This window comes from Sinorhizobium sp. 6-70 (assembly GCF_030124375.1).
Classification (GTDB): Bacteria; Pseudomonadota; Alphaproteobacteria; order Rhizobiales; family Rhizobiaceae; genus Sinorhizobium.
Genome location: NZ_JASKLS010000015.1, coordinates 20,080 through 46,953 on the forward strand (window position 1 = coordinate 20,080; position 26,874 = coordinate 46,953).

The 26,874-nt window shown below is 62.1% G+C and carries 23 protein-coding genes and 2 pseudogenes; 13 read left to right on the top strand and 12 right to left on the bottom strand.

Annotated features, from left to right (window positions below):
* Positions 1 to 674: 674 nt before the first annotated feature.
* The 3 genes from QN222_RS24120 (at position 675) to QN222_RS24130 (ending at position 4,444) form a co-directional block, all read left to right on the top strand.
* On the top strand, positions 675 to 854 hold the full coding sequence (locus QN222_RS24120; RefSeq protein WP_283963232.1) for a hypothetical protein: 180 nt from the start codon (positions 675 to 677) through the stop codon (positions 852 to 854).
* A gap of 294 nt (positions 855 to 1,148) precedes the next feature.
* Positions 1,149 to 1,850 carry a histidine utilization repressor gene (gene hutC / locus QN222_RS24125; protein WP_336621041.1) on the top strand — a complete coding sequence of 234 codons (702 nt, stop codon included), beginning with the start codon at positions 1,149 to 1,151 and terminating at the stop codon, positions 1,848 to 1,850.
* Positions 1,851 to 2,482: 632 nt separating this feature from the next.
* Entirely contained in the window at positions 2,483 to 4,444 is a 1,962-nt protein-coding gene (locus QN222_RS24130; RefSeq protein WP_283963230.1) for an elongation factor G, read from the top strand.
* Positions 4,445 to 4,500: 56 nt separating this feature from the next.
* On the opposite strand, the gene QN222_RS24135 is transcribed toward QN222_RS24130, so the two are convergent.
* Complete coding sequence (locus QN222_RS24135) at positions 4,501 to 5,085, bottom strand: intradiol ring-cleavage dioxygenase (RefSeq protein WP_283963229.1); 585 nt, start codon at positions 5,083 to 5,085, stop codon at positions 4,501 to 4,503.
* Positions 5,086 to 5,382: 297 nt separating this feature from the next.
* Positions 5,383 to 6,582 (bottom strand): multidrug effflux MFS transporter, encoded by a 1,200-nt coding sequence (locus QN222_RS24140; protein WP_283963228.1) that lies wholly within the window; start codon positions 6,580 to 6,582, stop codon positions 5,383 to 5,385.
* A 215-nt stretch (positions 6,583 to 6,797) separates the two neighbouring features.
* Between QN222_RS24140 and QN222_RS24145 the strand changes: the two genes are divergently transcribed.
* Positions 6,798 to 7,502, top strand: a complete 705-nt coding sequence (locus QN222_RS24145; RefSeq protein ID WP_283963227.1) for a TetR/AcrR family transcriptional regulator — start codon at positions 6,798 to 6,800, stop codon at positions 7,500 to 7,502.
* 130 nt (positions 7,503 to 7,632) lie between these two features.
* On the opposite strand, the gene QN222_RS24150 is transcribed toward QN222_RS24145, so the two are convergent.
* From QN222_RS24150 to QN222_RS24160, 3 genes are all read right to left on the bottom strand, one after another.
* On the bottom strand, positions 7,633 to 8,841 hold the full coding sequence (locus tag QN222_RS24150; RefSeq protein WP_283963226.1) for a TIGR03862 family flavoprotein: 1,209 nt from the start codon (positions 8,839 to 8,841) through the stop codon (positions 7,633 to 7,635).
* Positions 8,842 to 9,119: 278 nt separating this feature from the next.
* Positions 9,120 to 10,088, bottom strand: a complete 969-nt coding sequence (locus QN222_RS24155) for an MBL fold metallo-hydrolase (protein WP_283963225.1) — start codon at positions 10,086 to 10,088, stop codon at positions 9,120 to 9,122.
* A 201-nt stretch (positions 10,089 to 10,289) separates the two neighbouring features.
* Positions 10,290 to 11,315 (bottom strand): substrate-binding domain-containing protein, encoded by a 1,026-nt coding sequence (locus QN222_RS24160; protein ID WP_283963224.1) that lies wholly within the window; start codon positions 11,313 to 11,315, stop codon positions 10,290 to 10,292.
* A 484-nt stretch (positions 11,316 to 11,799) separates the two neighbouring features.
* Here QN222_RS24160 and QN222_RS24165 point away from each other — a divergent pair, with 484 nt between their 5' ends.
* From QN222_RS24165 to QN222_RS24190, 6 genes are all read left to right on the top strand, one after another.
* Complete coding sequence (locus QN222_RS24165; RefSeq protein ID WP_283963223.1) at positions 11,800 to 13,065, top strand: ABC transporter substrate-binding protein; 1,266 nt, start codon at positions 11,800 to 11,802, stop codon at positions 13,063 to 13,065.
* A 245-nt stretch (positions 13,066 to 13,310) separates the two neighbouring features.
* Positions 13,311 to 14,291, top strand: a complete 981-nt coding sequence (locus tag QN222_RS24170; RefSeq protein ID WP_283963222.1) for a sugar ABC transporter permease — start codon at positions 13,311 to 13,313, stop codon at positions 14,289 to 14,291.
* On the top strand, positions 14,291 to 15,121 hold the full coding sequence (locus tag QN222_RS24175) for a carbohydrate ABC transporter permease (protein WP_283963221.1): 831 nt from the start codon (positions 14,291 to 14,293) through the stop codon (positions 15,119 to 15,121). Before QN222_RS24170 ends, QN222_RS24175 begins: the two co-directional genes overlap by 1 nt.
* Positions 15,122 to 15,181: 60 nt before the next feature.
* The gene (locus QN222_RS24180) at positions 15,182 to 16,210 is read left to right on the top strand and encodes an ABC transporter ATP-binding protein (RefSeq protein ID WP_283963220.1); all 1,029 of its coding nucleotides are present in this window, start codon (positions 15,182 to 15,184) and stop codon (positions 16,208 to 16,210) included.
* 69 nt (positions 16,211 to 16,279) lie between these two features.
* Positions 16,280 to 17,065, top strand: coding sequence for a ThuA domain-containing protein (locus QN222_RS24185; RefSeq protein WP_283963219.1), 786 nt, complete (start codon positions 16,280 to 16,282; stop codon positions 17,063 to 17,065).
* Positions 17,066 to 17,073: 8 nt separating this feature from the next.
* On the top strand, positions 17,074 to 18,162 hold the full coding sequence (locus tag QN222_RS24190; RefSeq protein ID WP_283963218.1) for a Gfo/Idh/MocA family oxidoreductase: 1,089 nt from the start codon (positions 17,074 to 17,076) through the stop codon (positions 18,160 to 18,162).
* Positions 18,163 to 18,551: 389 nt separating this feature from the next.
* Here QN222_RS24190 and QN222_RS24195 read toward each other — a convergent pair whose 3' ends face one another.
* Positions 18,552 to 18,782 (bottom strand): hypothetical protein, encoded by a 231-nt coding sequence (locus tag QN222_RS24195; RefSeq protein ID WP_283963217.1) that lies wholly within the window; start codon positions 18,780 to 18,782, stop codon positions 18,552 to 18,554.
* 762 nt (positions 18,783 to 19,544) lie between these two features.
* A complete protein-coding gene (locus tag QN222_RS24200; RefSeq protein ID WP_283963216.1) occupies positions 19,545 to 20,285 on the bottom strand; it encodes a 3-oxoacyl-ACP reductase family protein in 741 nt (246 codons plus the stop codon).
* A gap of 133 nt (positions 20,286 to 20,418) precedes the next feature.
* Here QN222_RS24200 and QN222_RS24205 point away from each other — a divergent pair, with 133 nt between their 5' ends.
* A complete protein-coding gene (locus tag QN222_RS24205; protein ID WP_283963215.1) occupies positions 20,419 to 21,084 on the top strand; it encodes a TetR/AcrR family transcriptional regulator in 666 nt (221 codons plus the stop codon).
* A 182-nt stretch (positions 21,085 to 21,266) separates the two neighbouring features.
* On the opposite strand, the gene QN222_RS24210 is transcribed toward QN222_RS24205, so the two are convergent.
* From QN222_RS24210 to QN222_RS24230, 5 genes and pseudogenes are all read right to left on the bottom strand, one after another.
* A complete protein-coding gene (locus QN222_RS24210; RefSeq protein WP_284005619.1) occupies positions 21,267 to 22,184 on the bottom strand; it encodes an NADP-dependent oxidoreductase in 918 nt (305 codons plus the stop codon).
* A 195-nt stretch (positions 22,185 to 22,379) separates the two neighbouring features.
* The gene (locus tag QN222_RS24215) at positions 22,380 to 22,874 is read right to left on the bottom strand and encodes a DUF3788 domain-containing protein (protein ID WP_283963213.1); all 495 of its coding nucleotides are present in this window, start codon (positions 22,872 to 22,874) and stop codon (positions 22,380 to 22,382) included.
* 193 nt (positions 22,875 to 23,067) lie between these two features.
* On the bottom strand, positions 23,068 to 23,613 hold the full coding sequence (locus tag QN222_RS24220; protein WP_283963212.1) for a peroxidase-related enzyme: 546 nt from the start codon (positions 23,611 to 23,613) through the stop codon (positions 23,068 to 23,070).
* Positions 23,614 to 23,647: 34 nt separating this feature from the next.
* Complete coding sequence (locus QN222_RS24225; RefSeq protein ID WP_284005633.1) at positions 23,648 to 24,268, bottom strand: nitroreductase family protein; 621 nt, start codon at positions 24,266 to 24,268, stop codon at positions 23,648 to 23,650.
* A gap of 258 nt (positions 24,269 to 24,526) precedes the next feature.
* Positions 24,527 to 25,484, bottom strand: a pseudogene (locus QN222_RS24230) (AraC family transcriptional regulator).
* A gap of 42 nt (positions 25,485 to 25,526) precedes the next feature.
* Here QN222_RS24230 and QN222_RS24235 point away from each other — a divergent pair.
* Positions 25,527 to 25,901, top strand: a pseudogene (locus tag QN222_RS24235) (LysR substrate-binding domain-containing protein); the annotation flags it as partial.
* A gap of 188 nt (positions 25,902 to 26,089) precedes the next feature.
* Positions 26,090 to 26,578 carry a GNAT family N-acetyltransferase gene (locus QN222_RS24240; protein WP_283965917.1) on the top strand — a complete coding sequence of 163 codons (489 nt, stop codon included), beginning with the start codon at positions 26,090 to 26,092 and terminating at the stop codon, positions 26,576 to 26,578.
* The last annotated feature ends 296 nt before the right edge of the window (positions 26,579 to 26,874 follow it).

Below are 26,874 nucleotides of genomic sequence, written 5' to 3' on the forward strand. Positions count from 1 at the left end.
AAGCCCCTATCTGCGCAGTTATACTATGCGCCGATTCGTTGCCAATTTACAAACGCTTAACAAAAACCCCGTTTATCCCGCCGGGACGTCGCAGTTTTATGAATTTCTCTGTTTAACAGTTGTCCGCGGACAACTTTTGTGGGCGGTCCCGATTCGGTTGTCCGCGGACAACGCGGGGCCGAGCACAGTGGCGGCCGCAAGCTGCGGCACGGCTCGACGAGAGCCTGATCGGTATGTTTTCGATCGGGCAGGGGGAAGCCGAGGATGAGGGAGAGGCCTCGTTGCGCTGCAACCGACGACAGCGCCGCGCGTCTTATCAGACGCGCAAAGGTCTCTGTAGCACTTTGATCTGCTGCATGCCTTTGTCCTTAGATCGAGGTCGATTTAAGGAAACATGCGGTGGGCAGCATTGCTGTCGTGCCACTGTAGCCGTTGCCGCTGAAGCCGATCTAAGACCTTGAATTTGTTTTGTTCCTATTCGGGCGGTCACGCGTCGTTTCTGCCTGCGAGCTGGCGAACGCCGCCGTGATTTCGCACCAGGTCGAACCTCGTCGAGAGCGGTTGACCGGCGGCTGGAGATAGGCCTTTTAGAACATAAAATTAGTAGACTATTGACAGGCCGCTGCATTGTGGCAGGATTGTGATTGAAAAACGCAAACAGCGAAGGGCGCCCAATGTTCTATCTCGGTGGAATGACGCTTGGCCATTTCGAGCCGCCGGTGTCGAAGGCGGCGGAGCGCAACGAAAGGGCCGCGTGCAATGCCGTCCGTGTTGATGCTGCGGCGGAGCGCGAACGGGAGCAGGAACAGGAATGGGCGCGTGCGTTCCTGACGCCTTGGCATCTCTTCTACTGAAAAGGGGGAGTGGACGGCCTGGTAGCGCGGTTCTCCCCCGCATCCCGGCTTTGTGAAGACGGCGTCGCATCTCTGCTGCGGGCGGCACTCCCTGCGATGATTATCGGCTCGGGCGGGCCATCGTAATACGTTGACCGTGCAGCATCCGCCGTGGAAAACCGGCGGGCATCATCGGCGGGACTGTTGCCGCGGCGGGAAATGTTTAAGGTACGGGGTCAGTCACCAGCCGAGGATCCCGTCATTCCCAACGATCGTTCTTCCCACGAGGACAACCGTGCAGAGCAGCCGCTCTCCCTGCACCAGCGGATTCTCGGTGACGTCGAGGGGCATATTCTGTCCGGCGACTGGCCGCCGGGACACCGTATTCCTTTCGAGCACGAGTTGACGGAGCAATATGGTTGTTCGCGCATGACCGTGAACAAGGCCCTGACCGAGCTCGTCAAGAAAGGATTGATCGAGCGGCGGCGCAAGTCCGGCAGCTACGTCACCTTTCCGCACGTCCAGTCCGCGGTCATGGAAATCCACGACGTGAAACTCGAGGTGCAGTCGCGCGGCCTCGAATACGGCTATCGTCTCGATGAGCGGCATGTCCGCAAAGTCGGTGCCGATGATACGGGACGCATAGACCTGCCGGCCTCGGCGCGGCTGCTCGATATCACCTGCCGGCATCTGGCGAGCGGCCGGCCCTTTTGCCTTGAGGAACGGCTCATCAACCTTTCGGCGGTGCCGGAGGCCGAAGCCGAACCATTCGATGTCGTCGCACCCGGTTCGTGGCTGCTCGGCAAGGTGCCGTGGAGTACGGCCGAGCATCGCATCCGCGCTGTGGCTGCGAGCCGTCAGGCCGCACAAGCCCTCGGCATTGCGGTCGGATCGCCCTGCCTCGTCATCGAACGGCGGACCTGGAGCGGCGGTGCGCCGGTCACCAGCGTGCGGCTGACCTATCCGGGCGATCGCCACGAACTGGTCGCGGAATTTGCGCCGAGCGCAATCGGGTAGATCGCGCGACAGGGGCGAATGCGGGTGCAACCTTCCCTCCGATGCAGCACTCGGCGCGGCTTTCGCCGCCCACAGCGACGCGCGTCTTTTCAGACCGCGCAAAGACCGGTGCAGCACTTTGGTTTGCTGCATGTTGTTGTCCGCAAATCGGCTGCGGTTTGAGGAAACATGCAGTAGGTCCGCGACCTTTTCTTCAGATCGTCAATCTCAGCCTTGCGCAGCGACGGGCACGGGTGCACCCTTGGTCGAGCCTTGACCCTCGCGGGGGAGGGCGCGAGCCCGGAGCAAGCCATCGATCTCCGGTCTACCGTGCCTGAGCGCGGCATCTTGGCCCGCCGCATGTTTTCTTAAGTCGAAGCCGAATTAAGGAAACCACGGCGCTAGATGACGATGACTTTAGGTCTAATCGACCTAAGTCATAAACGTGATCGATTCTAATAAGCTGAGACGCGGGATGCGGGCGGAAAACCGCGCACGCTTTTCCTCATCCCGCTCTACTGCATGTTTCCTTAAATCGGAGCCGATTTAAGGGTAAAAACATGCAGCGATTCAAAGTGCTACAGCGACCTTTGCGCGTCTGAAGAGACGCGCGGCGCTGTAGAAAACGTGTCATCGTGGTAGGAGGATCGCCGATGCGCTGCTTCACGGTACTTGGGCCTTCGCAGACCGGAAAATCCACGCTCGTGGAAAAGCTCGGTCTGCTCGAAGGCCAGCCAAGAAAATCCGCCTCTCCCTATGGCTTGAGCCTAACGGAGTTCGAATTTGGAAACGAGGAGTGGTGTGCGCTGGACACACCCGGAACCAACGAGGCGCTGGCGCACGCACAGGATGCCTTGCTCGCCAGCGATGCCTGCGTGCTCTGCGTTTCGCCGGTGCCGGAGGAGGCCGTGCTCGCGGCGCCCTACCTCAAGGCGATCGAGGCGTCGGGAACGCCCTGCATCCTTTTCGTCAACCGCATGGATGAGCCGAGGGGACGGCTGAGGGACGTCGTCGCCGCTCTCCAGGACTATTCCAACCACCCTTTCGTCCTCAGGCAGATTCCGATCCGCGACGGTGACAAGATCATCGGCAGCTGCGACCTGATTTCCGAGCGTGCCTGGCGCTACCGGGAAGGCCAGACGTCGGCGCTTTTCGAACTCCCCGAAAGCGTCGTCGAGCGCGAACACGAGGCGCGCACCGAACTGCTGGAGCATCTTTCCGAATTCGATGACTGGCTGCTGGAGGAACTGATCGAGGACCGCGAGCCGGCGAGCGACGCAATCTATACGATCTCGACGCGGGTCCTGAGCGAAAACAAGATCATTCCGGTGCTGGTCGGCGCGGCAAGCCACAGCAACGGCATTCTGCGGCTGATGAAGGCGCTCCGTCACGACGCGCCGCGCGTGGATGCGCTTAGAAAACGCCTTGCTACGGCTGGCGGCATCGCCGATGCGACGCTTTCCGCCGTCAGCTTTCATGCCCATCATCGCCCGAGCGTCGGCAAGACCGTGCTTGTTCGCGCGCTCGAAAACGGCGTGAAGCAGGGAGCCATGCTCGGCGGCTCCGGGCTCGGGGCCCTGCAGGATCCGGCGAACGGCCGCCCTCTGACATCGGCGACACCGGCGCCCGGTCAGGTTTTCGCCGCGGTGAAATCCGATCACCTCGTCGTGCCGTCGCTGCTGACGGCCAATGCCACCCTGGGGCCGCCGGAATGGACAACTCCGCCGACGCCGATGATGGAGCGCATCCTGGTGCCGGAAAGCGAGCGCGACGAGACCAAGCTTTCCGAAACGCTCGCCAAGCTTTCCGAAACCGATCGCGGCCTGAAGGTCATGCAGGAGGAGGGGACCGGCGCGCAACTGGTCTGCGCGCAGGGGCCGGTGCACCTGCGCGACCTGTGCCGGACGCTCTCCGATATCTTTCACGTCGAGGTCAGCGAGCAACCGCCGAGTCCGATCTATCGCGAGACGATCTCGAAGTCGTCGGACGTGCATTATCGTCACCGCAAGCAGACCGGCGGCGCCGGCCAGTTTGCGGATGTGAAGCTCAGTGTTCACCCCAATGAACGCGGCGGCGGATTCACCTTTGCCGAGACCGTCAAGGGCGGCGCCGTTCCGAGAAACTTCATACCGGCGGTCGAAGCAGGGGCGCGCGAAGCGATGGACAAAGGCCCGCTCGGCTTCAAGGTCATCGACGTCGGCGTAATGCTGACCGACGGCCAGCATCACTCCGTCGACAGTTCGGAATACGCGTTCCGCACGGCCGGGAAGATGGGCGTTCGCCAGGCCCTCTCACAGGCCTCGGCCGTGCTGATGCAGCCGATCTTCCGCGTGGAGATTCATATCCCATCCATCTATTCCGGCAGTCTCGTGCCGATCGTTTCGACGCTGAAAGGGCAGGTTCTCGGTTTCGACCGGGACGAAGGGGCGAAGGGGTGGGATATCTTCCGCGCCCTGATCCCAGGCTCCGCGCTGGACGACCTGGCGCGCTCGCTGAGATCCGCCACACAGGGGATCGGTTACTTTTCCAAGGGCTTCGATCATTTCGAGGAGCTTTACGGCAAGGAAGCCCAGAGCGTGATCACCGCGCATGGGGCGCATGCGAACGAGCACTGAGTGAAACCTTGGGGCCTGGCCGCGCCGCCACCGAGAGCGGCGGCCCGTGCTGCACCTTAGACAACGAAATCAAACCGGCCGAATTTGCCGTCGGCAGTGTTGCGGATATCGAGCAGCAGTGCGTCCGAATAGAGCCCGTCGCTGGCATTGGCGGGTTCGTTCGGAAAGAAGAGCTGCGTCGTGAGCAGCCCGCCGCCACGGCGCTGCACGCGGAGATGATAGTGCCGGGTTCGGCCAGTGTAACGCGCGGGGACGATCGTGGCGAACCACCAGCGCCCGTTTGAATCGGTGAACTGGTGCGCGCGCAGCCTGAAGCCGCGCGTGTCATAGGCGCCGGTGTCGTCGGCATGCCAGATCTCGACGAGGCTGTTGGCGAGCGGCCGGCAGTCGGCGTCGAGGACGTAGCCGGCGAGCGTGATGCGCTCGCCGTCGGGGGAATCAGCAAAGAGTTCGTGACGCAGGGGCGCGTCGGGTTTGTAGAAGGGACCGGCCGTGCGGGCGAGGGTCAGGTCGCGATCACTGCCGCAGGCCGGCGTTGGCGGTAGGAGGCGCCGCTGCGCGGCGGCCCCGCGGAGGTTGACGATGGGCAAGGCCGGGATTGCTAGAAAAGCAGTCAGCAGCGAACGTCGCGTTGGAAGCATGGCCGGCTCCTTTCACGCCTCTCCAGCGCCGCGCGTCTTATTCAAACGCGCAAAGAACGCTGTAGCACTTCTTTGCTGCACGTCTTTATCCTCAAATTGGCTGCGATTTAAGGAAACATGCAGTGCTCGGCGCGGCGCCGGTGCTTCGAGTAAGGAAACTCTTGGGATTGCGCCGCGCCCGTCGATAGACGTTAGCACGTAATCGACGGGCGCAGCTTCACAAAGCGGTCATCGGCCTGTTTGCGAAGCAGCCAAAGGACCGGCCCGCGCACCCTTTTCGGATGCGTGGGGGATTGTCTATTCCGCGGCAACGACGCGGCGGCGACGGCCGATCGTTGCCTGGGTAACGAGAAAGGCTCCAAGGGCACAGAGCGCGATGCCCGCCACCATCGGCAGCGCGGTGCCGTCGAAAAAAATACTGGTGATGACCATCGCGACGGCCGAGGTCACGAAATGCAGCGTTCCCATCAGCGCCGAAGCGGTGCCGGCGATCTCGCCATGATCCTCGAGCGCCAGCACCGACGACGTCGGAATGACGAGGCCAAGAACGCCGTAGCCGACGAAGAGGAAGGCCGCCATGACCGGCAACTGATTGATGCCGAGGCTCATGACGACGAACATGCTGATCATGGTCAACGCGAACATCGTCACCGCCATCCGCATCAACCGGACGAGCCCGAAACGTTCGCCGAGCCAGCCGGTCGCCTGCGATACCGTGAAGAACGACACGGCGTTGATCGAGAAGGCAAGGCTGTATTGCGTCGGCGTCAGGCCGTAATGGTCGATCAGCACGAAGGGCGAGTTTGCGAGATAGACGAGGAAGCTCGAGATGCCGAGACCGCCGATGAAGGTCAGCGTCAGGAAGTTGCGGTCGCCAAGAAGCAGCCGATAGGCGGCGATCGCGCTGCCGACCGTGCTGTCCGAGCGGTGCTCCTTCGGCCGGGTCTCCTTGAGCTGCGTCGAAAGCAGCACCAGCCCGACCGCGGCGGCGATCGTCACCGCATAGAAGACGCCGCGCCAGCCGTAGAATTCGATCACGGCGCTTCCCGTCAGCGGTGCGAGGATGGGCGAGATGCTGAAGACGAGCATGAGCAACGACATCAGCCGCGCCGCCTGGACGCCGGTGTGCATGTCGCGCACGACCGCGCGGGGAATGACCATGCCGGCGGCACCGCCGATGCCCTGAAGGAAGCGGAATGCGATGAGGGTTTCGATGTCGCTCGCCACCGCGCAGCCGATGCTCGCGAGCGCGAAAAGACCGATGCCGAGATAGAGAGGCGCCTTGCGGCCCCAGATGTCCGAAAGCGGTCCGTAGATGAGCTGGAACAGTGCGAAGGAGATGAAGAAGGAGAGCAGGCTCAGTTGCACGACATTGTTTTCAGCGCCGAGATCCTTGCCGATCGAGGGCAGGGCCGGCAGGTACATGTCGATCGCAAACGGCCCGATGGCCGACAAAAGACCGAGAATAATCGCAGTGCGTAAAAATGAGGCCGTCATGATGATGTTCTTTCAGAAACCGCGAAGACAGAGCCGGATGCACCTGCCGGCCCATCGCTGTCGCTAAAGGTTGAAACGGAAAAGCGGCCGCCGGACAGGCAGGATGCGGCTTGGGAGGATCGCACTGCCTGCGACTGCTCGTGTCGAATAATTTGGACACGCGTGTAAAGTTAGACACCATTGTCTAATTCGTCAACACGTCTTATTTTCAGGGCATGAAAAAACCGAAAGCGCCGCAACCGAAGCCGGGCGGCCCCACTCAGAAAGGCCAATGCGCCAAACGCGTCTCGATATTGGACGCCGCTGCCGAAGTCTTTTGCCGGGAAGGTTTTGCCGGCGCCAGCATCGACGAAATCGCGATGGAAGCCTGCGTCTCGCGCCAGACCGTCTACAACCACTACCGCGAAAAAGAGACGCTGTTCATGGCCGTCGTTCAGGACATCCTGGACCGAGCCAATGCCGCGCTGTTCTCGATTCTGGCGACCTTTCCCGACAACGCCGACAATCTCGAAGACGATCTGACCGCCTTTGCCGTCCGGCTCAACAAGAACTGCGTGTGCAATCACGACGGAAAGTTCATCCGCAAGCTGGTCCAGACGGAGGGCGAGCGTTATCCGCATCTCTTCGAGATCTGGCGCCAGCAGGGACCGGGCAAGATCGGAACTGCCGTGGCGGCGCTCTTTGCCCGGCTTTCCCATGTCGCGCGGCTCGATATCGACGACTTCGACCTTGCCGCCAAGCAGTTCCTCGCCTTGGTCAATGCCGATCTGCAGACGAACAGCTTCTTTGGCGGAACGCCGACGGACGGGGAACTCGAGAAGTCTGCGCGGGCGGCCGTGCGCACCTTCCTGCGCGCCTATGGCAGCCCGGCGGTGCGAGGGGCTGGCGACATCAAAGAACTCCGCCAGGAGACGGCGTAGAGCAATTCCGGGACGATGGCATGCCCGATGGAATCTGCAGGGTTCCAGTTCATGACCGGGGTTGCTCTGATCTTGGCCGGTCTCGCCCTGGCGATGCGGGCGCGCAGCTCAAAATGGTTGAGCTTAACCGCTACTGCTGAAGCCAGGCCGCAATCCCGCGTGCTGCCGCCCGTCCCGTGGCAAAGCAGGCTGTGAGCAGATAGCCGCCGGTCGGGGCTTCCCAATCGAGCATTTCGCCGGCGACGAAAACACCCGGAAGCGCCGTGAGCATATAGTCGTCGTTGACGCTCCTGAAGCTGACGCCGCCTGCCGAGGAAATCGCCTCTGCGATCGGCCGCGGCCTTAGAACCGGAATCGGCAAGGCCTTGATCAGGCTGGCGAGATCATGCGGATCGGCCTGAAGGGCCTGAGGCGCCACCTCCCGCACGAGCGCGGCCTTGACGCCGGCAAGGCCCGCGGCTTTGCGAAGACGGTTGGAGAAACTTGCCTTACCTTGCTGGCGCTCAAAGTCGCGGGCAAGGCGTTCCGCTGGCCGTCCGGGTACAAGGTCGATGAGCAGCGTGGCTTCGCTGTCGTGCTCCAGCCGGTCGCGCAGGCCCGACGCATGGGCGTAGACGAGGCTGCCTTCGATGCCATGCCGGGTCACCACGAATTCGCCCGGAAAGACGCCGGCATCGGATGAAGCCGTCACCGATTTCAGCGGTTCGCCGGCGAAACGTTCGCGAAAGCTTTCACTCCAGGCGACGTCGAAGCCGCAATTGGCGGGCCGAAAATCGCTGACAGCGACACCTGTGTCGCGCAGCAAGGCCAACCAGCCGGCATCGGATCCGAGCCGCGGCAAGCTCGCCCCGCCAAGCGCCAGCAGGGCGGCGTCGCAATGGACGACTTTCCGCCCCTCCGGGGTCTCGAAGACAAAGCCCTGATCGTCAAAGCCCAACCAGCGATGACGAGTGAGAAGCCTGGCGCCCTGCGCTTCCAGCCTGCGCAGCCAGGCGCGCAGAAGCGGGGACGCCTTCATGACCTTCGGAAAGACACGGCCCGAGGAGCCGACAAAGGTTTCCGTACCGAGCTCGGCCGCCCAATCCCGCACGTCATTCGGCGTGAAGGCGTCAAGCGCGGGGCGCAATCGATCCGACGCGGAGCCGAAGCGCGTCGAGAAAAGCGCATAATCTTCGGCGTGCGTAATGTTGAGGCCGGATTTTCCCGCGAGCAGGAACTTGCGCCCGACCGTCGGCATGCCGTCATAGATCGTCACCGAATGGTCAAGGCGGGACAACACGTCTGCCGCCATGAGGCCCGCCGGCCCGCCGCCGATGATCGCGATCTCTCTTCTCTTCATCTGCCTGTCTGACGTACGAATCTTCGTGCGCAGTCTTGGCCTCTCCGGGGGCAGGGCGCAAGGGCGTGCGCTCGAGGCGGTCGACGCCTGTGGGCATGCGGCCGTATCCGGGCCGACTCACCGGTCGGTTCTCCGTCCGCAGTTGCACGAAGGACGCGAAGGGCCGCTTGCTGGCAGGAGAAACTCGTACGACACCGCGATACGGGCGGTGTCGTACGAGGTCGACCAGTTGTACGATCCCATGCAGTCGTCTCGTTCGGGCCTAACCCGATAAGCCGTCAGTAGTCCCAGAAAACCGGTACCCAACGAAAGGTGTCGCCGTCGACCGCCACCCGGCCGACGGACGGGAACGGCAGGTGCGTGGCCACCAGCAACGAGCCGGTCGCCGCCAGCTCCTGCATAAGGCGGACCCGAACGCGGGTCGCTTCCTCGGGGTCGTGTTCGAAACCGTTGTGCCAGTCCGGGTGGTCAAACCCGACCGCAAACACGGCGTCGCCGGCGAACATCAGCCGGTCGCCGCCGGACGCCACGCGGACCACGCTGTGCCCGGGGGTATGGCCGCCGGTGCGAGAGACGATCACACCCGGCGCCACCTCGTACTCGTCCTCGAACTGCCGCAGATGGTTGTGGTACTCTTTCGTGAACCGCTTGGCGGCCGAGCGAAGTGCGTCCGGGAACCCCGCCGGCATGGAGGTGTGGGAGAAATCGGGCGACTCCCAGAATTTGACCTCGGCGGCCGCCACATGGATCCGCAGGTCCGGACGCAGCCGGTCCTTCACCCCGTCGACGAGCAGCCCGCCGATGTGGTCCATGTGCATGTGGGTAAGGACCAAGTCGGTCACGGATGCAAGATCGATGCCGGCGGCCTCCAGTCGCTTGACCAATTGCCCGGCCCGCGGCAAGTTCAAGTCCGGATCCAACCCTAGCCCGGCGTCGATGAGTATCGTCTGCCCGCCGCTACGCACCAGGACCACGTTCAGCGCCCAGTCGAAAGCGTCCTGCGGCAGGAACATGTCGTTCAGCCAACCCGCGCGGTCGGCCGCTTCGGCGTTGTGTCCCAACATCTTGGTCGGGAGCGGTAGCACCCCATCGCTGACCACCAGCACGTCGATCTCGCCGACCCGCACAGCGTAGCGCGACGGAACCAGCTCTTCGGGCGCGCGTCTAGTGGTGTGTGAGGTGTTGTCCAAGCTCATGTTTGTCTCCTGCTGACCAATCGTACGGCGTTTCATTTCTGCCTGTGACATGATGCACTCCTGGTTTGCGTGATCGAGGCGTGTCGTCACGAGCCACGACGGGGACGCTATGTTGAGGCGTGTCGGCGGTCGAGCTACACATGAGGATAGGGCCGCCTGTGGGCGATCGCCTTCATCCGGCTGGCATCCATTAGGCTACGCCTCCGCGTTAATGAAGCCGCGCCCTGGAGCATCCACTTTCCTGGAATTGCTCTACTCAGACGCCTGCGGCAGGGGACCAGTGGATTCGCGAAGAATGAGTTCGACCGGCCAGAGCTCGTGAATCTCGGTCGCGGGCCTGCCCGACAGGAGCTGCAGGACGAGGTCGGCGGAACGCGCGCCGGCGGCGCGCAGCGACGAGCGGGTGGTCGAAAGCGAGGGGACCATGTTGTCGGCGGTGAGATAGGGAAAGACGTCGTCATGGGCGATGACGGAAATGTCCCGGCCGACCACGAGGCCGAAGGAGCGTACGGCGCGGTAGACGCCGAGCGCTGTCATCATCGAACCCGCAACGAAGGCCGTCGGCCGCGGTGATTGTTCGAGGAAGGAGCGGGCGAAGCGGAAGCCGAGTTCGTCGGTGAAGTGGCCGTGGGCGACGAGGCGCGGATCGAACGGGATGCCACGTTGTTCAAGGGCTTTGCGATAGCCCTTGTCGCGATGGAGTGAAAAGGTCAGGCCGGCGCGGCCGTTGATCATCGCGATGCGCCTGTGGCCGAGATCGAGGAGATGCGAGGTTGCGCGCCGGATGGCGCCCTCGTTGTCGATGTCGAGCCAGGCGTGCGGGACGTCGGTCTCGGAACGGCCATGGACGAGGAACGGCATTCCCAGCCTGTGCAGGAGCGCGATGCGCTTATCGTCGGGCATCGGCGAATGGATGATCACCGCATCGACCCGGCCGCTGGTTGCCAGCCGGCTATAGAGCTGGCTCTCGTCCTTGCCGCCCTGCTCCGCGATGGGGCTGACGAGAATGTCGATGTCTTCGCTATCCAGTCGCTCGGCCATCCCGCTCATGTATTCCGAGAACTGGAATTCGCCGCTGCGGCCCATCACCACGCCGATCGCGCCGGCACGGCCGGTGACGAGGCGCACGGCGTTGACGTTCGGTCGGTAGCCGAGACGCACCGCTTCTTCCGCGACGCGCTTGCGGGTCTTCTCACTGACCTCGGGATAGCCGCTCAAAGCGCGGCTGACCGTCGTCGGGGACAGGCCCAACTGCTTGGCGAACTCCTTGAGCTTCATGTGACCGATCGTATTCCCTGCGCGCCCCCCAACTGCATGGTTTGATCGAAGCCGATCCGAAATCATGCAGCCATTCAACCTGCTGTGGCGACCTTGCGCGTCTGATCGAGCACGCGGCGCCGCGGCATTTGCGCTGGACTATACGCTGTTCGCCGGCGGTAACAATCCGCTCGTGGCGGAAAGGGGCCGCGGATCAACGAGACGGCGGGGGCTCGCGGTCGTCCAAATCGTTTTAAATTTCCCACGATTTCCCGCCTGAGCTGGACCCTCCGCGGACTGCCGTGGTCGCGACGATTCACAGGCCTAATTTCTGAGTTTATCGTTAAAAAACAATCGAATAAATGTGCACGTTTCCGTTGCAGCGACGGTCCTGGAACACGCCTTGACAGAAGTTTTGGCTTCTGCCAGCTTGCTCGGCAGCCAAACCGTTTTCGAATTCAGGGGATGTCACGAAACCGGGGGCGCTTGGAGGAGCTAGAAGAACATGAAGCCTATCGTAAGGACGCTGATTTTTTGCGCCGCGATCACGGGTGCTGCCGATCTCGCCGCGGCGGCCGAGATATCGGTGGCGGCCAATTCGACCGGCAAGAACCTGAGCTTTCTGCGCGAGCAGATCGCCAAGTTCGAAAAGGACACGGGTCACAAGGTCAACCTGGTGACGATGCCGCCCTCGAGCAGTGAGCAGTTCAGCCAGTATCGCCTCTGGCTCGCGGCCGGGAACAAGGATGTCGACGTCTATCAGACCGACGTCATCTGGGCGCCGCAGCTTGCCGATCAATTCGTCGATCTGACCGAGGCCACGAAGGACGTGGCCGGCGCGCACTTCCCCTCGATCGTTCAATCGCAAACCGTCAACGGCAAGCTGGTCGCGCTGCCGTTCTACACCGACGCGCCGGCGCTTTATTATCGCAAGGATCTCCTGGACAAATACGGCAAGAAGCCGCCCGAGACCTGGGATGAGCTCGCCGCCACGGCGAAGGAAATCCAGGACAAGGAGCGCGCGGCCGGCAATCCCGACATCTGGGGCTTTGTCTTCCAGGGCAACGCCTATGAGGGCCTGACCTGCAACGCGCTCGAATGGATCAAGTCCTCCGGCGGCGGCCAGATCGTCGAACCCGACGGCACGATCTCCGTCAACAACGAAAAGGCGGCCGCGGCCCTCGAACGGGTCAAGGGTTGGATCGGCACGATCTCTCCCCGTGGCGTGCTCGCCTATCAGGAGGAGGAGTCGCGCGGCGTCTGGCAGACGGGCAATGCCGTGTTCATGCGCAACTGGCCCTACGCCTATGCGCTCGGAAACGGCGACGACAGCGCGGTCAAGGGCAAGTTCGACGTGACGCCGCTGCCGATGGCGACAGGCGGCGATCAACACTCCTCGACGCTCGGCGGATGGAACCTTGCAGTTTCGAAATATTCGGACGAACAGGAAGCGTCGATCACCTTGGTCAAGTTCCTGACCTCGCCGGAAGTCCAGAAGGCGCGCGCCATCCAGCTGTCGAACCTGCCGACGATCGCCGCACTCTATGACGACAGGGAGGTCGCCGCCGCGCAGCCCTTCATGCCGAACTGGAAACCGATCTTCGAGAATGCCGTGCCGCGCCCCTCGGCCGTGGCGAAGGTGAAGTACAACGAGGTTTCCTCCAAGTTCTGGAGCGCCGTTCACAACACGCTCTCGGGCAACGGCACGGCCGCCGAAAACCTCGAGCTGCTCGAAGTCGACCTGACCGAGCTCCAGGGAGACGGTTGGTAAATCCCACGGTCTCAATGCATGTGGCCCAAAGTTATGAAGCGGTTTTGGGGTAGCGACATGCACAAACGAGGATGGCAGCCGCTCGTCGGCTGCCGCCTAAAGCAGCATCGCAGACCCTTCGGAATCCCGAAGAGCATTTCAACCCTTTGAATATGGTGCGTTCCCCCGATCCCCGAGATCCAGGGAACCATGCAGCAGGTCGAGCGTTCCGCCCAGAGCTGGACGCCAACCAGTGAGCTCGTGTCATGACCGAAGTTTCTCTCGCGGGGCCGCCGTCTGCGATGGCGGGCAAAAGGATAGGCTCAGACCTTCAGGCGCAGCGTCTCCGTTCGGCCTGGCTTTTCCTGGCGCCGACTTTCCTGGTGCTGGCGATGGTCGCCGGCTGGCCGCTCGTCCGTACCATCTATTTCAGCTTTACCAACGCCTCGCTGACCAATCTCTCCGCTGCCGAGTTCGTCGGCCTCCAGAATTATCTCTCCTGGGTCACGCTGAAGAGCGGACGCACGATCTACAGGGGCCTGCTCGCCGACACGGCCTGGTGGAACGCGGTGTGGAATACGCTCAGGTTCACGGTGATCTCGGTCAGCATCGAGACGGTGCTGGGCCTGATCGTGGCGCTTGTACTCAATGCACAGTTTCCCGGACGCGGCCTCGTGCGTGCCGCGATACTCATTCCGTGGGCGATCCCGACCATCGTCTCCGCGAAAATGTGGGCATGGATGCTCAACGACCAGTTCGGCATCCTGAACGACATCCTGCTTAGCCTCGGTCTGATCAGCCAGAAGATCGCCTGGACCGCGAGTCCCGATACCGCAATGATCGCGGTGCTGATCGTCGATGTCTGGAAGACGACGCCGTTCATGGCGCTCCTGATCCTCGCCGGCCTGCAGATGGTGCCGGGCGAAATCTACGAGGCCACCAAGATCGACGGCGTCCATCCGGTCAAGGTCTTCTGGCGCATCACCCTGCCGCTGATACGGCCGGCGCTGATGGTCGCGGTCATCTTCCGCATGCTGGACGCGCTGCGCATCTTCGATCTGATCTACGTGCTGACGCCGAACAACACGCAAACGAAGACGATGTCGGTGCTCGCCCGCGAGAACCTTTTCGATTTCGACAAGTTTGCCTACGGCGCCGCCGCCTCGACCATGCTGTTCCTCATCATCGCGGCGATCACCGTGCTCTACATGTGGTTCGGGCGAGTCAATCTGGAAGGCGAACGCTGATGCTCATGAGAGCCGTAAAACGAACCGCGTTCTATGCGCTTGTCGCCGTCATCGTCGTCGTCGCGGTGTTCCCGTTTTATTACGCAATCCTGACGAGCTTCAAATCCGGTACGGCGCTGTTCCGTGTCGACTATTGGCTGTCGACGCCCTCGCTTGCCAATTACCAAGAGATCCTGACGCATGGCAGTTTCCTGAGGAATCTCGGCAATTCGCTGCTCGTTGCGACGCTGGTCGTCGCCGTGTCGCTGCTGCTGGCGATCACCGCCGCCTTCGCGCTTGCGCGCGTCCGCTTCCGGGGCCGGGGCTTGCTTCTCCTCGCCATCCTGTCGGTGTCGATGTTTCCGCAGATCGCCGTGCTTGCCGGCCTGTTCGAGCTCGTGCGCTGGATCGGCATTTTCAATACGCCGCTGGCGCTGATCTTTTCCTACATGATCTTCATGCTGCCGTTCACGGTATGGGTGCTCACCACCTTCATGCGCGATCTGCCGGTCGAAATCGAGGAGGCGGCGATTGTCGACGGCGCCTCGCCCTGGGTGATCATCACCCGCGTGTTCATGCCGCTGATGTGGCCGGCGCTGGTCACGACCGGGCTGCTCGCCTTTATCGCTTCCTGGAACGAATTCCTCTTCGCACTGACATTCACGTCGTCGGACACGCAGCGCACGGTGCCGGTCGCGATCGCGCTGCTCTCGGGCGGCAGCCAGTTCGAAGTCCCCTGGGGCAACATCATGGCGGCCTCGGTGATTGTCACGGTGCCGCTCGTGGTCCTCGTCCTGATCTTTCAGCGGCGCATCATTTCCGGGCTCACGGCCGGCGGCGTCAAAGGCTAGGCGATGAGGGGACGTGTGAGCGGTTTTCCACCCGCATCCCGCTTGATTTAGGAGAAGGAAATGGCAGAGCTTCAATTGCGGGACATTCGCAAGTCCTTCGGCTCGTTCGAGGTCATCAAGGGTGTCAGCATGGACATCCGCGCGGGCGAATTCATGGTCTTCGTCGGGCCGTCGGGCTGCGGCAAGTCCACGCTGCTCCGCCTGATTTCGGGTCTGGAGGAAATCACCTCCGGAACGCTTTCCTTCGACGGGCAGATCGTCAATCAGCTCGCCCCGTCCCGCCGCGGTATCGCCATGGTGTTTCAGTCTTATGCGCTTTATCCGCACATGACCGTTTTCGACAACATGGCCTTCGGCATGCAGCTCGCCGGCAAGGACAAGGAACAATGCAGAAAAAGGGTCGAGGCGGCGGCCGAAATGCTGCAGCTTACCCCCTATCTCAAGCGTCTGCCCCGCCAGCTCTCCGGCGGGCAGCGGCAGCGCGTGGCGATCGGCCGTGCGATCGTGCGCGACCCGAAGGTCTTTCTCTTCGACGAACCGCTTTCCAATCTCGATGCGGCACTGCGTGTCGCGACCAGGCTTGAGATCGCCAAGCTCCATCGTAGTATGCACGATACGACGATGATTTACGTGACGCACGACCAGGTGGAGGCAATGACGCTCGCCGACCGGATCTGCGTGCTTCGGGACGGGCTTGTCGAGCAGATCGGCACGCCGCTCGACGTCTATGAAAGACCGAATTCGATCTTCGTCGCCGGCTTCATCGGCTCGCCGAAAATGAACTTCCTGACCGACGCCTTCGCGGAACCCTACGAGGCGCAGACGATCGGCATCAGGGCGGAACATCTGGAGGTCGTCGAGGGTGCCGGGCAATGGCACGGCACGATCGTCCACGCCGAAATGCTCGGCTCCGACAGCTATGTCTATATCGATATCGGCGCCGGTGAGCCGTTGATCGTCCGGGAAAGCGGGATCTCCAGGCACGAGCCCGGACAGACAGTGCAGGTTTCGCCTGCCGCCTGCCAAATTCATCGCTTCGATGCGGCAGGACGCGCGATCGGCCGCACCGAATTGCGCGGCGCGGCGTAACCTCGCCGCAAATTAACCACCAGACAAGGGCATCCGGCAGCGGATGCAGTAACCACGAGGAGAATGACCTTGGCTATCAACACCATCGTGTGGGGTGAGAATATCCACGAGCAGACGAATGCGGTGGTTCGGGAGATTTATCCGAACGGCATGCACAACACGATCGCGGCGGCGCTGAACGAGGACGCCGCGATTGCCGCGACGACGGCGACCTTGCAGGAGCCGGAGCACGGGTTGAGCGAAGAACGACTGGCCTCGACCGACGTGCTCGTCTGGTGGGGCCACAAGGACCATGGCGCCGTCGACGACCGTGTCGTCGAGCGGGTGGCCAGGCGCGTGTGGGAGGGCATGGGGCTGATCGTGCTCCATTCCGGCCATTTCTCCAAGGTGTTCAAGCGGCTGATGGGCACGCCCTGCGCGCTCAAATGGCGCGAGGCGGGCGAGCGCGAGCGCGTCTGGGTGGTCAATCCGCGCCATCCGATCGCCGCCGGTCTCGGCGAGAATTTCGTGCTGGAAAACGAAGAGATGTATGGCGAGCAGTTTTCCGTGCCGGAGCCGCTGGAGACGGTGTTCATCTCCTGGTTTGCCGGCGGCGAGGTGTTCCGCTCGGGGCTGACCTGGCGGCGCGGCACCGGCAACATCTTCTATTTCCGTCCCGGTCACGAAACCTACCCCACCTATCATGACGCGACGGTGCAGACGGTGCTGCGCAACGCGGTGAAATGGGCGCACAATCCGCAGGGCACGTACAAGGCGATCCACGACGCGCCGAACGTGCCGGTGGAGAAGGCGCTGGAGCCGATCGTCGAGCGGGGGCCGAAGCTCCACCAGGCCGGCGAAGCAGGATATCGATGAGGTCCATCATGCGTTTGCTCATTCTCGGAACCGGCGGTATGGCCAACAGCCATGCGCTCGCCTTTGCCAAGATCGATGGCGTCGAACTTGTCGCGGCCGTCGATGTCGACCCGTCGCGGGCGCGCGCCTTTGCCGACATGCACGGCATTGCCCGCGTCTTCACCTCGCTTGACGACGCGATCGCCTGGGGCGAATTCGACGCGGCGACCAATGTCACGCCGGACAAGGCCCATCACCCGACGACGCTGGCGCTGATCGCCGCCGGCAAGCACGTGCTGTGCGAAAAGCCACTGGCGGAAAACTACGACAAGGCCGCCGAAATGGCCGAAGCCGCGGAGCGCGCCGGTGTCGTCAACATGGTGAACCTCACCTACCGCAATGTCGCGCCGCTTCAGCGGGCACGCGAGCTGGTGCTTGCCGGCGAAATCGGCAGGGTGCGCCATCTCGAAGCCTCCTACTTGCAGAGCTGGCTGGTGTCGAAGGCGTGGGGCGACTGGGCGAGCGAATCGAAATGGCTGTGGCGACTGTCGACCAAGCACGGTTCCAACGGCGTGCTCGGCGACGTCGGCATCCACATCCTCGACTTCGCCGGCTATGGCGCCGGCAGCGCGGTCGAGCGCGTCTTTGCCCGCCTGAAGGCGTTCGACAAAGCGCCCGACAACCGCATCGGCGAATACGACCTCGACGCCAATGACAGCTTCGCGATGACGGCGGAGTTTGAAAACGGCGCGATGGGCGTGATCCACGCCAGCCGCTGGGCGACGGGGCATCTCAACGAGTTGAGGCTGCGGCTGCACGGCGACAAGGGTGCGCTGGAGGTGTTTCATACGCCGGACGGCTCGCTCCTCAAGGCCTGCCTTGGCCCCGATGTCGAGAAAGCGATCTGGCGCGACCTCGACGCCGGCACGGTGCCGACCAATTACCAGCGCTTCGCCGCGGCGGTCGCCGAACGTCAGGCTGTCGAACCCAACTTCCGTCATGCCGCCGACCTGCAGAAAGTGCTCGATGTCGCCATCGAAACCGAAAGGGAGCGGCGCGAACTGGAGGTCGCGGACGCGCTTTCGGTCGAGGAGGAACGCGCGGTCGTCGGAGGTTGACGATACGACAATCCCGCTTCCGGCCGGTTTCGCTGGAAGCGGGGTTACTCGGGAGTGAAAGAATGACCGACGCATTGCGCGTTCTTCTGAACGCACGACGCGCTTGAGCGGCATCAGGGAAAATGTGCGCGGATGCATGAGCGCTCGATGCCTTGGGAACTTCGCTCTCCCGACGCGGGCGTCTTGTCGGCGCTACTTGTCAGACCTTTACGATCCGGCAAATTCCGGGCGCATGCGCCGTTCTAGATCATTTCATTGTTTCATTGAAACTGCGAAATGATCTAACTCTTTGAAACTGCGCAATTCCGGACGGAAGACCGTTACACACTTTTCCTGGAATTGCTCTAGGCGCCTCATCCATCGGCTTGAAGACGTCTTAAGGGAGGTCCTCACTTTTCCCCGATCACGTCCTTGATTTCCGCCAGCTTCTTCATGCAGCCCTGCTCATCACCAGCCTTGGCCATTTTCCGGGCTTCTGTCGCGAGCTGGCTTGGTTTATCGGCAGTTTGACCGGTCCGTTTCCCGGTTACTTGCTCCTGATGAGGTGAAGTTGCTTCCGTCTGGGCGCCGGTTGATCCCGTTATTTCAGTTCCAACGCCCTTCTTCTGTTTGCCGGGCATGACTTCTTCCTGGTGCTCAGTAACGGACGCGCCGGAGCCGCTGCCGGCCGCCCCCGTTTCTGCGGAGACGATGGCTGGCTCGAGTTTATCGAGTTCTTGACGGCAGTCCGCAAATGCCGGCGCAGACAGGAGAAGCGGGAGGGCAGTAAGTGCTATGAGACGTATTGATATTGTGCTGTTCGCTCGAGTGTTTGGGGATGCAGTGCATCTGATTGCGCTGTGGAGCAAACCGTGCTGAGCACGAAGGGTTCCCCTATTTCGTTCGAGAAGAAATTTGGCGAGTTGTGGCAAGCGGCGCAGCCGCATCAGGCGAGTCGCACGCCTCTGTCGCGGATTCGATCTATGGGACTTTAGCCCGATATAGGTTGGGCAAAGGTCCTATGCGCATTCAAGAGGGGAACGATGCACTGAAAATATCGTTTGAAGATCGGTCGCTTTTGTTAGCGATCCTCACGGAGGCTGCCGGTCCGACGAGGGCCGGCAACTAGCGATGTCGGCCCCTCCAATTCCGGCTGGCATCGCTCTTTCCCGGCCGCAATGTTCGCCCGTGGTGGCTCGCCACGAGACAGGTGCGCTATTTCTTGCCGGCCTTGTACGCGCCGAACTGAGCGCCAGGCACGGTTCGATGCGCAAGGGCATCGGATCGAGACGGAGGAGTAGCTGCGACGGATCAGTCCTTAAAGGCGGGATGGCATCCAGGCCGTTTGCTATCGCTCCTGGGACCAACCTTCGTCGGTCCCGGTATTTCGCGCCGCCGCCCGATCAGGTGGTTTGACCGCCGTCGACCGTAAGGATCGCGCCGGTGATCTGCCTTGCCGCGGGGCTTGCCAGGAAGGCCACGGCGGCGGCGATGTCATCCGGTTTGCCAAAACGGCCGAGGGGACTGAGCGAGCGCTGGAAATCGGCGAATTCACCATTGGCGGGGTTCATGTCCGTATCCGTCGATCCTGGCTGGACCAGGTTGACGGTGACGTCACGGGACCCGAGTTCGCGCGCAAGGCCGCGTGTGAAAGAATGCAGCGCGGATTTCGTCATGTAGTACACCGTGCCGGTGTCGCCGACGATGCGTTCGGCGCCGGCCGAGCCGATGGTGACGATACGGCCGCCCTCCTTGAGATGCGGAATGGCGGCCTGCGAGGCAAGCAGGGGCGACCGGACATTGACGCTCAGCAGGGCATCGATGTCGCCGACACTGATGTTGGCAATCGTATCGTAGAGCGCAATTGCGGCGTTGTTGACGAGGATGTCGAGGCCGCCGAGCGCCTGGACCGCCTCATCGACCGATCGCTTCACGGCCGCCGGATCGGCGCTGTCCGCCTGGATGGCGACCGATCTGCGACCCTTGCTCTCGATTGCCCTGACGACCTCCGCGGCACGCTCGGCCGAACGCTCGTAGGTGATGGCGACATCCGCGCCCTTGTCGGCGAGCATTGTTGCGATGGCGGCGCCAATCCCGCGCGAGGCGCCGGTGACGAGCGCCCGCTTACCACTCAATTCAGTCATCATTGAACCTTTCTGTAATGGTCGACACAGAATAACTGGGGGAACGGTTGCGGGGTGTCAAGGTATTTATGTATCGATCAGCACAAAATAGGGAGCGTTGCCCACCGGAGGGCGAAAGATTATATAACGATCGATGCAGAAATCTGACCAGGACCTTCGGAAATCCGAATCCTCGCCCACTCGCTCGCGGGGCCGCCGTCGCGCGTTTGATCGCGAAGCCGCCTTGGCTCAGGCCACCCGCCTTTTCTGGCTCAAGGGTTTCGAGGCCACCTCGATGGTCGATCTGACCGAAGCAATGGGGATCGGATCGCCCAGCCTTTATGCGGCCTTCGGCTCGAAGGAGGCGCTTTATGCGGAGGCGCTGGAATTTTATCACCAGAGCAACGAGGGGCTGGTGTGGGCTGGGTTCTTCTCCGCCGCCACGGCGCGCGAGGCGGTCGCCTCCTTACTCATGGACTCCGCTGCCGCCCTGACGGGCTGTGTCGCGGATCTTCCGCTGGGCTGCATGGTGACGCTCTCCTCCGTCGGCAGCGAGGGCCATGCGGAACTCGGCGAACGTGTTCGCACCGCGCGCGCCGCGACGCTCGAGCGCCTGGAGGCGCGCCTCGACCGGGCCGTGGACGATGGCGAAATTCCAGCCTCGACCGACATCCATGCGCTCGCTCGCTTCGTGCAGACCATTCAGTTCGGCATGTCCGTCCTGGCGCGCGACGGGGTCGGACGCGCCGAGCTGGAAGCGGTTGCGCAGGTCGCGCTGACGGGCTGGGACGCTCGCACCAGGCCGGTTGCAGCGTCTTGAGCGGGACTGCGACCCGGCGCAGGGAGCGATCTCAGCGCGTTTCTTCGAAAGGCGGTTGCCGTGGACGGCATCACGGCAAATACTGTTTCACCTGCTAACAAGAGCAAACGGCGTCGTCGTAGCGGCGTTCAGCTTCAATGCGGTCGTTCCAGCGCTCCAAAAGGCCTTCTCTCCCCAAGTTCTTACGGACGGACGCGGATGATCGTTTTCCCGGTGCGTCGCTCGATCGGGTTGAAGGCGGCGATGGCATTATCGAGAGTCGAGACGGTGCCGATATTCGTCCGCAGCCGTCCATCTCGCACCCGCTGAACGATCTCGTTCAGTTGGGCGCGATCGGAGTCGACGACGAAGTCGATCGCCAAGCCATCGTCGGGCCGCGCCTCGACCGGCCCGACGATGGATACCAGCGTTCCGCCGGCTCGGACTAGGCCCGCGGACCGCTTTCCGATGTCGCCGCCGATGACATCGAACACCAGATCGACACCGCCAACGTCTTCGAGGACATCGTTCTCAAGATCCACGAACTCCTGCGCGCCGAAATCGAGCGCGTTCTGGCGGTCGGCAGAGCGTCCAGTGCCGATGACATAGGCGCCGAACTCACCTGCGAGCTGTGTCACCATCGACCCGACCGCGCCGGCGGCGCCATGCACAAGGACGCTCTGGCCCGCCCTCAGGCGGCCGTGCTCGAACAGTCCCTGCCAGGCGGTCAGGCCCGAGATCGGCAGGCTTGCGCCAACCGTGAAGTCGACGTCGCCCGGCAGCGGCGCGAGGTTGCGTGCCTCGACAGCCACGTACTCCGCCAGGGTGCCGTCCCGATACCAGTCCGTGAGGCCGAACACCCGCTGCCCGACTGACAGCCCCGCCGTGCCATAGCCGAGAGCGGTGATCACCCCGGCCAGCTCGTGCCCGGGAATTGATGGCGTCCGCGCACGCTCGAGGCGATCAACCCAGGTCGAAGGCCAGGTCAGTTCGGTCGGGACGAAGCCCGACGCATGAACCTCAACGATAACGTCGTTTATCGCTGGCTGTGGCTCGGGCCGCGCCACCAGCGTCATGCCGGCCGTTCCCGCAGCCTGGTCCGTCACTACGATCGCTTTCATGGGAATTGTCTCCTCGGACATTTGTTGGGTCGGGGTAAATTGCAGGCGTGGAAGGTCTTTTCGATCTCTCAGTCAATTAGCTCTCAGCTCGCGCCTTCCGCGACGACTTTGATGGCGAATTGCTGTGTGATATCGACGAGACCGCTGCTCGGTTTCTCGGAGCCACCGCGCCGCGAATCCAGAGTTTTGTGATCTTCAACCGCGCGACGGTGGCGGGCGCTTCATAGTCAGAAGCTCCGTCACATCATGCAGATCTTCCTCCGACGAGATGGCAATCGTCAGCCATTTCCCGTCTGCGTATGTTTTCGCTTCGTCGTAGAGCTTGGCCAGATGCGGACGCCAGATATAACGCCGCTCCTCAAACCTCGCTCGTTCTGCTCCCCCCATGACCACCACAGCCGAAAACAGCCGGTATTGCGGCACCAAGGTGCAGAACGCCTTGGTCTTCTTGTAGCGCAGGGACCAACCGCGGTTCTTGCCACCGTAGAGCCAGTCCGGCGCGAAAACTCCAGGGTAGAATTCGTCGATCCAGTTCCGCAGCTCGGCCCAACGCTCGAACGCATCTGGTCCGATCCATTCGCGGACGGCGCTGTCATCGGGTGGTGCTGATTTGTCGGTGATCCTGTCGCCGATTTGAGGAAGCGTCCCGCGATCATCGGCTGTTACTCTCGTACCTGGAGGTGAAATCATCAAAAGACCTCATGTTCATAGTCCGGCGGAGGCCGGAGGATTATGGTGAGGGCGTGCCAAGAGCTTGCGGCGCGCCCTTAGGAACTCCCGGTGCGACGCTCCCCCGAAGCAGAGGGTGTGCCTCGCGACACAGTCTACCGGTGCCTGAGCACTGCAGGGCGACCATCGACGCCGCGAAGCCTCCCCATGTCCGTCAGATCGAGCCAGCCGGTGTAACGGCGGGAAAGTCCTTCTCGGGATCGAACACGTTGTTGAAGAAGTTCGTCAGCGAGTACATGGCTACCAGTGCGACGATCTCGATGATGTTCGCATCGGTGTAGCCAACCTCGCGGACAGCCTTTAGATCGGCGTCACCGACGTGACCGCGGGTCTCGATGACTTTACGCGCAAACTGGACGGCGGCGTCGCGTTTCGCGTCATTGGCGTGGCCCTTTCGGGCAAGAATGATGTCATCGGCCGATAGCTTGGCCATGTGTTCGGCCGTGAAGCTGTGAACCGTCAGGCAATAGTTGCAACCGTTCACTTCGGAGACGGCGAGCCCGATGCTGTCGCGCGTCCTCACATCGAGCGCTTTGCTCAGGGAGCCGAGTAGGGTGGCCCAAGAGTTGAACGCGATGGGGCTCTGCGCGAAGGCCGCCATCATATTTGGGGTGAACCCGATGTTCTTTGTAAAAGCATCGAGAGTCGGTTTCGATTCGGCCGGCACCTGGTCAGGCTTCAGAGCAGCAGTTCTTGCCATCGTAGTCTCCATAAGATCTTGAGTTATTTGGGAATTATGCGAAATCAAGCACATCGGCCACCGGCAGGCGCGGCTTCTGCGGCCAGTTGCCGGCTCGCTCCGGCCCGACGGTCAGCAGCATCACCGGCACTTCGTCTTCGGCCAGGCCGAACTCGCGGTGCACGGCTTCAGCGTCGAAACCGATCATCGGCGTCGAACCCAGGCCGAGCGAGCGGGCCGCGTAGATGATCGCCGCGGTGCCAAAGGTCGCGGAGCGTACCGCCTCGTCGCGCTGCCGCTGCGGTTGACCGTCATACAGCCCGCGCGCGGGGATTTCCCATTCCGGCACCAGGTGCGCCGGCATGATGCCGGCTTCCACCACCGCCGCCAGGCGCTCAGGAACGGTGCTGGCATCGGCCAACTGGCCGATGATGATGAAGGTAACGGCCGCGTCGGTGATCGCGGGCTGGTTCCAGGCGATCGGACGTAGCCGGGCCTTGGCCTCAGGCGTACGGACGGCGATAAACCGCCAGTTCTGCAGGTGGAAGGATGTCGGCGCGGAAGTGCCGATCCGTACCAGGTCGCGGATCTGATCGTCGCTTAGGGTAGCGGTAGGGTCGTAGTACTTGGCAGCACTACGGCTCAGAATAGTTTCGATGACGGCGTTCGTCGGCATCGGCCGCGTGGGCGAATGCGAAGGTTGGGGCGCGAGAGCGATTCCGCTTGTCTCGGTCCGCGCGGAGATTTCGGTGGCTGCACCGGTTGCCGGTTCGTCGTTGGCGGCGATACTGATGTAGTTCATTGGGGTGGCTCCCTCATCAAGTGATTACGGAGCCCAATTTACGGCCGGATGTGCAAAATTCGAGACTGGATTGGCTCAGTATTATGCGCGAAAGGATCAAATTGGTCCTTATGGTTCCGAGGCCAGGCGCGCCTACTCGCCTTTGTGCGCCAGTCGGCGCCATTCTCCCGGTGTCATCCCCATCCTTTCCGCAAACACACGGCGGAATGCCGAAACGGATTGATATCCGACCGTCTCGGCCACAGCCTCGGTGCTGATCGCTGGCTTTTTCAACTCGTTGGCGGCCAGGCTCATGCGGAGATCGGTCAACAAATCGAGGGCAGAGCACCCTAGCCTGTCTTGAAAGTGCCTCATGAACGTGGCCCGCGACATGCCGCACATGTCCGCCAAATCAGGCAGTTTCCAAGACCGCACTGGATCGGCAAACATCGCCGCAATTGCTGGTGCCAGCCGCGGATGGCCGGCCAGGGCCAACAAGCCTTCGGGCGCCTTCTCGGCTTCGCTCGCCGCTCGCAGTACCAGTGTGAACAGGGCCGAAGAAAGGGCGTTGAGAACGGCGCGTCCTCCCGCTCGGTCGCCGGCGGACTCCATTCGCATCAGCCTCACCAGACTGGCCAGTTGGTTGGAAGCGGAACGGATACCATCTTCTCCACGGCCGTCCATAGCCCGCGCCACGAGATTTGTGGGCAGGTAGTTACGGATCAGTCGATCATGGGGCGGCGCGATGAAAAATTCGACCACACAACAGATCGAGTTGCTCGCCCTGGCTATCGTTCTCGCTCAGCATCCATCCGGCAGACCTCCGGTGTTGCCGGGTATGGATAGGAGTTTGCCCGCTACCGTCGTGCAGCACATGCGCCGCGCCGTGAGGCAGCAGCACAATATCTCCGCTCACCAGCTCCCTTGCTGCCCTCGTCTCCGGATCCTCGAGAATGGCCCGGCCGTTGACGATGACGTGGTAGGGAATTTCGTTCGCACCCGCCCTGCTCCAGGCAACCCGCCACGGCGCACCGTAGGCGCAGCGGACCTCGAGCTGGCCGGTAACGGTAATGATTTGCAAGAGATGGCTTAACCAATCGACTTCAGACATTGGACCTCAAGAACCGGAAATGGTGAAACATCTTATCGTAATTTCTTTTCGATCGCCCATGAGCGCAATCTGCTGGCGGTGGAGAAAAGCAGTCCGCTTGGCGTTCGAAACGAGATCGGCATCGAGGATCTCAGAGACCGGAAGATCATCTCCTTTTCCCGAGCGAACCTCTCCTACACCGAGCGCTATTTTGCCGAGAAGTTCGAGGAACACGATCTGACGAAGAACATCGCCTATACCTGCGACGACACCTTCTCTCTCGTGTCCCTGGTCTCCGCCGGCCGCGGCATCGGCTTTGCCACGGGATGGACGCAAGGCATGCCGAACCGCAATTTCGAGCTTCGCAAGGTCAGCGGCGTCGACTTCAGGATTGGGCTTGGGGTCGCGTGGAACAAGGAGGATCCGACCGCGGGCCGGGGAAGCGAGGGGCGGCGCGGGCTCGCCCGCGTAAACGGAGTACTTGCCGGGCAGTCGTCCCGGTTTCCGCCCTTAGGGGCGGCGCTTCTCCAGTCGGCGTTCCGGCGTCATGCGATTTTTCACAGCTGAGTCGAAGACGTCTGGATTCGGCCCGCACTCACCGTCCCACAATCTGCTATGGTGATCTAATGTCCGCGACCAATCCTTACGAGTTTCGCAGAGCGACCCTCAATGATCTCGCTTTACTCAAGGCGTGGCGGTCGAACCCGCATGTCCTGGAATGGTGGGGTTCTGGTGAGCCGTATGGTGAAGCAGAACTATTTGATCCTCGGGTGGCTCGCTGGATCATTTCAATTAACGAACGGCCCTTTGCGTTCTTGCAGGACTACACGGTGCACGGATGGGAAGATCACCATTTTGCCGGTCTTCCCAAAGGGTCGCGGGGAATTGATCAATATATCGGAGACCCCGAAATGGTCGGCGTTGGACATGGTTCAGTGTTTATCGGAATGAGGATGCAGGCTCTTTTCGATGAGGGCGCACCTGTGATCGCGACCGATCCGCACCCAGACAATGAACGGGCGATAGCCGTCTACAAGAAGTTGGGGTTCGAACCGTCTGGGCCACCTCAAGAGACCGGATGGGGCTTGATCTTGCCAATGCTGGCGAGGCGGTAAGCAGAATGGATGCAACGGCAGCAAAAGTCCGCTTCCAGCCGAAATCGCCGCTCCATTGAAAGTAGGCGATCCTTGGCTGCGTCCGGCTTGTGCAGCGTTTGACATCGTTTCGCGGTCCGCGCTTCTTTCCGGGATCGGCACTTGGCCCTCCCATGATGGATCCAGTAGATGATGTCGTCCAATCTATGCTGCAACCTGATGACGGATCATCGTTATAAACGCCGCCACGAACTTACATCACCATCGTCTGCGAAGGACGTCTTCCGCCGCCACGCGGAACTTTGAATTCCTGCCGC